The sequence below is a fragment of the Streptococcus sp. oral taxon 431 genome, assembly GCF_023115445.1.
Taxonomy (GTDB): domain Bacteria; phylum Bacillota; class Bacilli; order Lactobacillales; family Streptococcaceae; genus Streptococcus.
In genome coordinates this window covers 241,885-248,143 of sequence record NZ_JALDUI010000001.1, presented here as the reverse complement: position 1 = coordinate 248,143, position 6,259 = coordinate 241,885, and the positions used below count along the sequence as shown (strand labels likewise).

The window sequence follows — 6,259 nt, the reverse complement described above, 5'->3', positions numbered from 1 at the left end:
GAATCGGCATCAACAAGTGCATCAGAATCAGCAAGCACATCAGCTTCTGAATCAGCCTCAACAAGTGCGTCAGAGTCAGCATCAACAAGTGCCTCTGAGTCAGCGTCAACAAGCGCCTCAGAGTCAGCATCAACAAGTGGGTCAGAATCAGCAAGCACAAGCGCCTCAGAGTCAGCATCAACAAGTGCATCAGAATCAGCAAGTACAAGCGCTTCTGAATCAGCGTCAACAAGCGCTTCTGAATCGGCATCAACAAGTGCATCAGAATCAGCAAGCACATCAGCTTCTGAATCAGCCTCAACAAGTGCGTCAGAGTCCGCAAGTACCTCAGCTTCTGAATCAGCCTCAACAAGTGCGTCAGAAGCGTCAACAAGCGCCTCAGAATCAGCGTCAACAAGTGCGTCAGAGTCAGCGTCAACAAGTGCGTCAGAGTCAGCAAGCACAAGTGCATCTGAATCAGCATCAACATCAGCATCAACATCAGCATCTGAATCCGCATCAACGTCTGCTTCAGAGTCAGCAAGCACAAGTGCATCTGAGTCAGCATCAACGTCTGCATCAGAGTCAGCAAGCACATCAGCATCTGAATCCGCATCAACGTCTGCTTCTGAATCAGCGTCAACAAGTGCGTCAGAATCAGCAAGCACATCTGTTGTTACAAGTAAGGGAATGCCAGAGAGCTTATCACTTGATAGTTTAGATATCGATAGTGTGATTACATCGGATTCAATTAGCACATCAGTATCGCAATCACTATCATTATCAGTAAGCGTAAGCCAGTCAGTGATTCATTCGACTAGTCAAGCACCTCAAACTGATACAACTAAGACACGTAAGCAACTTCCAAATACTGGAACAGCAACTTCGGCTACAAATCTGCTCCTAGGAGCTGTAGCAGGTCTAACAGGATTAGGATTAGTAGCTAAACGTCGTAAGCGTGATGATGAAGAATAAGCTTTCTAACTAATCAGTAATTTGATTATTCTGATCAAAAAATCTGAAAGTTCAGATTGAAGACAAAGGAGTCTGGGATAATAGTCCGTATCTCCTAAAAAAAGCAACGGTTTTTGCCGTTGCTTTTTTACATGTTTACGATAGTTTTTTGGATAGTGGAGTGAATCTAAAATAGTACGATATGGATTCTAAAACATTGTTAGAAATGATAGTGAAATGAACTTAGAATAGTACGCTACGAATTCTAAAACATTTTTAGAGATTTATTTGACTTTCCTAACCTCTCTATTCATATCTTATTTCAATCCACTATATTTAACTTAAATCAACATTTTTAAATTAAAACTGACAAGTAGCTATATAAAAATTAGAGTATTATGAATAGAATAAATCTTTTCTACTTTTGTTTCCGGACATCCTAGACTCTGATAAGCTTTTTTAAACTATATGTTTATTCAAATTTTAAACAAGATAATCTTTAGATTTCCTTTTTCTTCCTTTTAGTCTTTGTTTTATTGAATGTCTATCTTGATTTTTTGAGTATCATTAAAGGTTATGCTATACTAGAAATATGTTAGATTTGGAGAAATATGGTGTGACCATGTGGGAAGAGGACAAGATTCTCTCTTTCCGTCAAAAATTATTAGCCTGGTATGACAAAAACAAGCGGGATTTACCTTGGAGACGAAGCAAGAATCCTTACCATATCTGGGTATCTGAAATTATGTTGCAGCAGACTCGAGTTGATACCGTCATTCCCTATTATGAACGTTTTTTGGACTGGTTTCCGACCGTAGAAAGCTTAGCAAATGCTCCTGAGGAGCGCTTATTAAAAGCCTGGGAAGGACTTGGCTATTATTCTCGTGTCCGCAATATGCAAACTGCTGCCCGACAAATCATGTCCGACTTTCAAGGAGAATTTCCGTCAACTTATGAAGGCATTTCAAGCTTAAAAGGGATTGGGCCTTATACAGCTGGTGCAATCTCTAGTATTGCTTTTAACCTTCCGCAGCCTGCAGTAGATGGCAATGTCATGCGTGTTTTGGCACGTTTGTTTGAAGTCAATCATGATATTGGAAATCCTAGCAATCGAAAAATATTTCAAGCTATGATGGAAGTTCTGATAGATCCTGATCGTCCAGGTGATTTCAATCAGGCTTTGATGGATTTAGGTTCAGATATTGAGGCTCCTGTCAATCCAAGACCGGAGGAGAGTCCTGTTAAGGAGTTCAGTGCTGCTTACCAACATGGGACCATGGATCGCTATCCAATTAAGGCTCCAAAGAAAAAGCCAATCCCTATTTATCTAAAGGCTCTTGTAGTGCAAAATAGTCAGGGTCAGTTTCTATTAGAGAAGAATGAGAGTGAAAAACTCTTGGCTGGATTTTGGCATTTTCCCTTGATTGAAGTTGATGACTTCTCAGACCAGACTCAGGACTTGGATCTTTTTAGTCAAGTAGCGGAACCAATTTTACAGCTTGGACCATCTCCACAGGAGAGTTTTGAACAGGACTATGATCTTGAAGTTAAGTGGCAAGATCTACGTTTTGAAGAGGTCAAGCACATTTTCAGCCATCGTAAATGGCATATCCAGATAATTGCAGGCCGAGTTGCTGAGACACAGGAATATACAGATAGAGAAGTCCTTTGGTTAAGTCCAGAAGAATTTATCAATTATCCCCTAGCTAAACCTCAGCAAAAGATTTGGCAAGCCTACTTGAAAAGAAGCCACTAGCATCGGTCTTTCGTGTCTTCTTTACATTTTTTTGGTATAATGAGATAAGGAAAAAGGTGACTAAATGAAAAAAATACTAATTGTAGATGATGAAAAACCCATCTCAGATATTATAAAATTTAATATGACCAAGGAAGGTTATGAAGTTGTAACTGCTTTTAATGGTCGTGAAGCACTTGAACAATTTGAAGCTGAGCAACCAGATATTATTATCTTGGATTTGATGCTTCCAGAGATTGATGGACTTGAGGTCGCAAAAACTATTCGTAAGACAAGTAGTGTTCCCATTATCATGCTTTCAGCAAAGGATAGCGAATTTGATAAGGTTATCGGGCTTGAGCTTGGGGCGGATGACTATGTAACCAAGCCGTTTTCAAATCGTGAACTACAGGCCCGTGTTAAAGCTCTTCTCCGTCGTACAGATCTTGTCTCAGTTGATAGCCAAGAACCTGAAACGAAATTACAAAGTCTGCAGATTGGCGATTTGGAGATTTTACCAGATGCCTACGTGGCTAAGAAATATGGTGAAGAGTTAGACCTAACCCACCGTGAATTCGAACTCTTGCATCATTTAGCTTCTCATCTTGGACAAGTTATTACCCGAGAACATCTTCTTGAAACCGTTTGGGGATATGACTATTTTGGAGATGTCCGTACAGTTGATGTAACCATTCGACGCTTGCGTGAGAAGATTGAAGATACACCAAGCAGACCTGAATACATCCTAACTCGTCGTGGAGTAGGATATTATATGAGAAATAATGATTGAAGTAATTAGACAAACAATTTTGACGAGCGACTTTATCTTTATCCTCATCTTAATTGGCTTTATTCTGTTAGTGTCTTTTCTCTTGCTTGAGAGTCGTCGTGATAATATTCGTTTGAGGCAGATCAATCAGAAAATAAAAGATTTGATTGATGGTGATTATTCTCAGGTTTTGGATATGCAAGGAAGCTCAGAGATAACTAATATCACTAACAATCTTAATGATTTGTCTGAAGTCATTCGTCTGACTCAAGAAAATCTGGAACAAGAGAGTAAAAGGTTGCATAGTATCCTGTCCTACATGACAGACGGAGTGCTTGCGACCAATCGTCGTGGTCAGATTATCATGATTAATGACATGGCCAAGAGACAACTTGGAGTTGAAAGGGATGATGCTCTTAATCAAAATATCTTAGAGTTACTCAAGATTGAAGAAGAGTATGAGCTGAGAGAACTTATTACTCAGAGCCCTGAGCTGATGATTTATTCGCAGAATCTTAATGGCGAATATATCAGTTTGCGCGTTCGTTTTGCCTTGATTCGTAGAGAGTCTGGCTTTATCTCTGGTTTAGTAGCAGTTCTACATGATACGACTGAACAAGAGAAGGAAGAACGTGAGAGAAGGCTTTTCGTTTCGAACGTTAGTCATGAGTTGCGTACACCTTTGACCAGTGTAAAATCCTATCTTGAGGCCTTGGACGAAGGAGCGCTGACAGAACCAGTTGCTCCAGACTTTATCAAGGTTTCTTTGGATGAAACCAACCGTATGATGCGGATGGTGACGGACCTCTTGCATCTATCACGGATTGATAACGCAACTAGTCACTTAGATGTTGAGTTGATAAACTTTACGGCCTTTATCACCTTTATCCTTAATCGTTTTGATAAAATGAAAAGTCAAGATGAGGAGAAGAAGTACGAGTTGGTGAGAGATTATCCGATTACTTCTGTTTGGATTGAGATTGATACAGATAAGATGACCCAGGTGATTGACAATATCCTGAATAACGCTATCAAGTATTCACCAGATGGTGGAAAAATCACTGTTAACATGAAAACTACAGATGATCAGATGATTTTATCTATTTCAGATCAAGGACTTGGGATTCCTAAAGAAGATTTACCAAAGATTTTTGACCGTTTTTATAGGGTTGATAAGGCTAGAAGTCGTGCTCAAGGAGGAACAGGACTAGGATTGGCTATCGCCAAGGAAATCATCAAGCAACATAAAGGCTTTATCTGGGCCAAGAGTGAATATGGCAAGGGATCTACCTTTACTATCGTACTTCCATACGATAAGGATGCCGTGAAAGAAGAGATTTGGGAGGATGAACTAGAAGACTAGAATGAGTGATATCGGTTTTAAATACAGTATTTTAGCATCGGGTTCCAGTGGAAATTCATTTTACTTGGAAACACCAAAAAAGAAAATTTTAGTAGATGCGGGACTCTCTGGCAAAAAAATTACAAGCCTCTTGAGTGAAATCAATCGTAAACCAGAGGATTTGGATGCTATCTTGATTACGCATGAGCATTCAGACCATATCCATGGCGTGGGCGTTCTGGCTCGTAAGTACGGAATGGATCTTTATGCCAATGAGAAAACCTGGCAGGCTATGGAAAACAGTAAGTATCTTGGTAAGGTTGACTCATCTCAAAAGCATATTTTCGAGATGGGGAAAACCAAAACCTTTGGTGACATCGATATTGAGAGTTTCGGTGTGAGTCATGATGCAGTCGCGCCCCAGTTTTATCGCTTTATGAAGGATGATAAGAGCTTTGTCATGCTGACGGATACGGGCTATGTTAGTGACCGTATGGCTGGCATTGTCGAGAATGCAGATGGCTATCTGATCGAGTCAAATCATGATGTGGAAATTCTACGAGCAGGATCCTACGCATGGCGACTCAAACAACGCATCCTGTCTGACCTTGGTCACCTCTCAAACGAGGATGGAGCAGACGCCATGATTCGCACACTAGGTGATCGTACCAAGAAAATTTACCTAGGCCATTTGTCCAAGGAAAATAATATCAAGGAACTGGCCCACATGACCATGGTCAATCAGTTAGCTCAGGCAGATCTGGGAGTAGGAGTAGACTTTCAAGTTTACGATACTTCACCAGACACCGCAACACCACTGACTGATATATAGAAAGGAACGCCGAGAGGTGTTCTTTTTATATTGACTGGGTTCTTAAAAAGTAATACAATGGTATTACCAATAATTCTAGGAGAAGAAACATGCCGACTATTACATTAAAAGTTTCCGAAGCAGATAAAACATTTATGAAAGCCATGGCTAAGTTTGAAGGAGTTTCTCTATCCGAGTTGATACGAACAAAAACTTTAGAAGCTTTAGAGGATGAATATGATGCTCGTGTAGCAGATTTAGCTTATCAAGAGCATTTAGAAGACTTGGAAAAAGGACTTAAACCCATTACTTGGGAAGAAATGATGCATAATCTAGGTCTGGAGGAAGATTAACTTGTATAAGCTAGTTCCAACAAGACGATTTATCAAACAACTAAAGAAATTAGATCGTTATACGCAGATACTAATTAAAAAGTATCTAGAAAATAACGTTTTAGAGGATCCAAGAAGGCATGGGAAAGCTTTGGTGGGGAATCCATGTGGGCAATGGCTGTACCGGATTGGTAATTATCGAGTTATTGTGCACATTGTAGATGATGAACTGATAGTCTCTACTTTAGAAATAGGTCATCGTAGAGATAATTCTTGAATTTCTTTTCCAAATAAATTTTCATTTTCTAAAATATGATATAATAGGGTTTACAATATA

7 protein-coding genes are annotated in these 6,259 nt (G+C 39.7%); all 7 read left to right on the top strand.

Annotation, left to right across the window (positions count from 1 at the left end; all coding sequences use genetic code 11):
• On the top strand, nucleotides 1-954 hold a 954-nt coding region (locus M1R56_RS01215), incomplete at its 5' end, for an LPXTG cell wall anchor domain-containing protein (RefSeq protein WP_248034303.1).
• Between the two features lie 571 nt (nucleotides 955-1,525).
• A complete protein-coding gene (gene mutY / locus M1R56_RS01210; RefSeq protein ID WP_248034302.1) occupies nucleotides 1,526-2,689 on the top strand; it encodes an A/G-specific adenine glycosylase in 1,164 nt (387 codons plus the stop codon).
• 64 nt (nucleotides 2,690-2,753) lie between these two features.
• Nucleotides 2,754-3,458: a response regulator YycF gene (gene yycF / locus M1R56_RS01205; protein ID WP_075231732.1), complete on the top strand. Its 705-nt coding sequence runs from the start codon at nucleotides 2,754-2,756 to the stop codon at nucleotides 3,456-3,458.
• The gene (gene vicK / locus M1R56_RS01200; RefSeq protein ID WP_248034301.1) at nucleotides 3,451-4,800 is read left to right on the top strand and encodes a cell wall metabolism sensor histidine kinase VicK; all 1,350 of its coding nucleotides are present in this window, start codon (nucleotides 3,451-3,453) and stop codon (nucleotides 4,798-4,800) included. Before yycF ends, vicK begins: the two co-directional genes overlap by 8 nt.
• 1 nt (nucleotide 4,801) lies before the next feature.
• Complete coding sequence (locus M1R56_RS01195) at nucleotides 4,802-5,611, top strand: MBL fold metallo-hydrolase (protein ID WP_248034300.1); 810 nt, start codon at nucleotides 4,802-4,804, stop codon at nucleotides 5,609-5,611.
• 89 nt (nucleotides 5,612-5,700) lie between these two features.
• On the top strand, nucleotides 5,701-5,943 hold the full coding sequence (locus M1R56_RS01190) for a DUF6290 family protein (protein WP_248034299.1): 243 nt from the start codon (nucleotides 5,701-5,703) through the stop codon (nucleotides 5,941-5,943).
• 1 nt (nucleotide 5,944) lies between these two features.
• Nucleotides 5,945-6,199: a type II toxin-antitoxin system RelE/ParE family toxin gene (locus tag M1R56_RS01185; RefSeq protein ID WP_248034298.1), complete on the top strand. Its 255-nt coding sequence runs from the start codon at nucleotides 5,945-5,947 to the stop codon at nucleotides 6,197-6,199.
• The last annotated feature ends 60 nt before the right edge of the window (nucleotides 6,200-6,259 follow it).

What these genes read in the sequence shown, in the direction of transcription:
- mutY (WP_248034302.1), top strand. Translation starts at nt 1,526, where the DNA reads ATGTTAGATTTGGAGAAATATGGTGTGACCATGTGGGAAGAGGACAAG.
- yycF (WP_075231732.1), top strand. Translation starts at nt 2,754, where the DNA reads ATGAAAAAAATACTAATTGTAGATGATGAAAAACCCATCTCAGATATT.
- vicK (WP_248034301.1), top strand. Translation starts at nt 3,451, where the DNA reads ATGATTGAAGTAATTAGACAAACAATTTTGACGAGCGACTTTATCTTT.
- M1R56_RS01195 (WP_248034300.1), top strand. Translation starts at nt 4,802, where the DNA reads ATGAGTGATATCGGTTTTAAATACAGTATTTTAGCATCGGGTTCCAGT.
- M1R56_RS01190 (WP_248034299.1), top strand. Translation starts at nt 5,701, where the DNA reads ATGCCGACTATTACATTAAAAGTTTCCGAAGCAGATAAAACATTTATG.